Origin of the sequence: Rhodococcus sp. TAF43, from assembly GCF_052113525.1 — a bacterium.
In the GTDB taxonomy this organism is placed as follows: Bacteria; Actinomycetota; Actinomycetes; order Mycobacteriales; family Mycobacteriaceae; genus Prescottella.
In genome coordinates, this window is the sequence record NZ_JBFRDL010000107.1 from 1 (window position 1) to 2,721 (window position 2,721).

General features: G+C 62.8%; 4 protein-coding genes. 2 read left to right on the forward strand and 2 right to left on the reverse strand.

Annotated features, from left to right (window positions below; genetic code table 11):
* Positions 1 to 334 (forward strand): hypothetical protein (locus AB4Z09_RS28905; RefSeq protein WP_442241372.1); only part of this gene is annotated, 334 nt, incomplete at its 5' end.
* 455 nt (positions 335 to 789) lie between these two features.
* Here the strand turns inward: AB4Z09_RS28905 and AB4Z09_RS28910 are convergent.
* Positions 790 to 1,431, reverse strand: a complete 642-nt coding sequence (locus tag AB4Z09_RS28910) for a TetR/AcrR family transcriptional regulator (RefSeq protein ID WP_442241373.1) — start codon at positions 1,429 to 1,431, stop codon at positions 790 to 792.
* 61 nt (positions 1,432 to 1,492) lie between these two features.
* On the opposite strand from AB4Z09_RS28910, the gene AB4Z09_RS28915 reads away from it, so the two are divergent.
* A complete protein-coding gene (locus AB4Z09_RS28915; protein WP_442241374.1) occupies positions 1,493 to 1,849 on the forward strand; it encodes a VOC family protein in 357 nt (118 codons plus the stop codon).
* 206 nt (positions 1,850 to 2,055) lie between these two features.
* Here the strand turns inward: AB4Z09_RS28915 and AB4Z09_RS28920 are convergent.
* The coding region (locus tag AB4Z09_RS28920) for an IS701 family transposase (protein WP_442241375.1) at positions 2,056 to 2,721 on the reverse strand (666 nt) is incomplete at its 5' end.

The window sequence follows — 2,721 nt, forward strand, 5'->3', positions numbered from 1 at the left end:
GGGCAGGGGCAGGATGCTGAAGTGGGATGAGATCGAGAGCATCGAAGCCACGTCCGAGTATCGCAGGATCTCGGACGTCAACTACATCAAGCTGAAGAACTCGGTTCTGATCAAGGACAGGAGYGGGGATCCGTCGAGGTTCTTCCGCAAGCCGGTAGCCATCGAGCTGAACGTGTCCGAGCGAGACGTGGACCCGGCACTCCTTCTCCGAGAGCTAACTAGAGGTCTCGCAGATCCCGAGTACCGGATGAAGTTCTCCACCGGAGAGGTCATCGAAGAGATGAGGTCCTCGTATCCAGGATCGAACCAGTCCACCGCTCACGAGTTCCGCTGACCCCAAGACACAGAAAGGCCCCGGTTCGACTTCCTCCGAGGACCTCTGGCTCCTAGATCCGGCGCGCAGCGCCCTCCGGCTTGGCCCGTCGTCACGAGCCGTCGTCAGATGTGGCGACTGAGCCTTCGTCAGTGCCCCTTAGCGGGATAGATGCTGAACCCAAACTGCGCGAGAGGCTGTAGCGCACTTGTGTCAGTACCGAGTCCCCCGCAGTCGAAAACACCATGATGTCCCCGTCATCCGAGATACCCGTCGCATACGCGCCATGTCGTTATCGAGCATGAACTGCGACTTGTAGCTCCCATACGTGATCAACTGGTTTGTCGCCTGGGCCGCGTGGCATCTCCCGTACGTCGTGCCGCTGCTGTAATCCCCGCTTTGGGCAGGGAAATAGCTTCCCGACCTACAGATCGCGGCGAGCTATCCTCAGGTGACGTCAAGCAAGCAAGCCGCAGTCACCGGCGGGTTGTCTCATCGGTTGCGAGGAGTTCTCGGATGCTGGCATAGATGTGACGCCGGAAGATTGCTTCTGGTTCGCGCCAGTCGAGATGATGGTTGACCTCGAGGGCGACAATGCCGTGGAACGCCCCCCACCAGGCGAGAAAGTCATCGAGGAGATTGTCGTCGGCCAACAGCTGATTGATCGTGCATCCTCGGGCCTCGGCGTATTGGACGGCGATTGGTCGCAGCACGTCCGTTTGCGCGGACACGGTGGACCCACCTGGTGGTGCGGCGTACCCGTCGATCTGGTCAAAGAAGATGAGATTGAACTGTCGGCGATGTGCGATCGCCCAGGACCGGTAGGCAAGTGGCCCGGCGGCGAGGCGCTGTTCTAGAGCCGACCTGGCCGATGCACCAAATGCAGCAGCGATGGCGGCTTCGAGCGATTGATAGCTCTGCACGATCAACTCGGTAAACAGCTCGGCGAGGCTGGGAAAGTAGGTATAGAGCGCGGGCGCACTAACCCCGACCTCGCGCGCGATCCCGCGAAGGGTGACCGCGGTCGGCCCACCTTCCTCGAGTCGCCGGCGCGCTTCGGCGACGATGTCCTGCTTGAGTTCTCGACGCTGCCGATCGCGTCTGGGTTCCTTTGTCATCCTGCACAGATTACACTTAACGCCGTTAAGTAGGCGAACATTGATCAGGAAGCGAGATGTTGTGAATCAGACCGTCGGAATGACGCTCGATTGCGTCGACGTGAAGACCGCGGCGATCTTCTGGAAAGCCGCTCTCGGCTACGACGAACCCGTCCCATTCACCGAAGGTGCGCAGTTCCATGGGCTTGTTTCACCGGGCGGAGGTTTGCATCACCTCACGCTGCAAAGCGTGAAGGAGCCGAAAGATGTCAAGAACCGGGCTCACCTGGATCTCTTCGTCGATGACCTCGACTCTGAGGTCTCGCGACTCGCTGGCCTCGGTGCGCGGACACTGGAAGAGCACAACGACGACGGCGGGTATCGCACCGCGGTACTGGCTGATCCCCTGGGAAATGAGTTCTGTGTCGTCCAACGCTGAGCAGCAGCCTCTCATCGCGGCCGGGCCGGCCTAATACTGCAACGGCACTTATAGCGGGCGTCCGCGGGTTCGGTAGTGGCAGGTGCGGGCCTGGTGTTGTCGGCGTCGTCGCCAGCGTGACCAGGACCAGGCGTGGCCATCGGGGTGGGCGTGTCGGAGGATTAGATGCACGAGCAGGCGGCGGATCTCGGGTACCGTATACGCGATCATRCCCTGATCGTGTGTTCCGGTTCCCCTTTTGCTGCTTCGGTTTTCGTKCCGGCRAGCCARGCGAGGGCGAGCATCGACAGGGTGGTGYGGGCGTACCAGGCGCGGTAGGYGCGAACCTGATAGTGGTCGAGGCCGGCCTCGTTYTTGGCTTGTTGGAAGCATTCCTCGACCCGCCACCGGGACCCGGCGACGGYGGCGAGTTCAGTGAGCGTGGTGCGGCGCGGCCCGGCACAGATGTAGTACGCGATCTGGGTCGGATCGGAGAGGGACCGGCGTGCGAGGAGCCAGTGCCCACGCCCGGGCGCCCRGGYGATCCGGATCGGGACCCGCACCCAGGAATACTCGCGCGGCCCGTGGGCGCCGTCGCCSGCGGAGATACGGCGCCATTGCTTCGCGGGGACCTCCTCGATCAGGTGATCGGCGCGGCCGGTGCGGCCGTCGGTGGTGAACACGTCGTCGTTGCGGCGGGTGGCCAGCACATACGACACGTCCCGTTCCTCGAGCCAGGCCCGCAGGTACTTCACCTGACCGTACGCCTCGTCGGCGGTGACCCAGGAGAACGGAACCTGCGCGTGAAGGGCTCGTTCGATCATGTGCTGCGCCAGTGTGGGTTTGGTCGCGAACTCCACCTCGTCGTCGATTCCCGCGGCGCGGCACCGGGC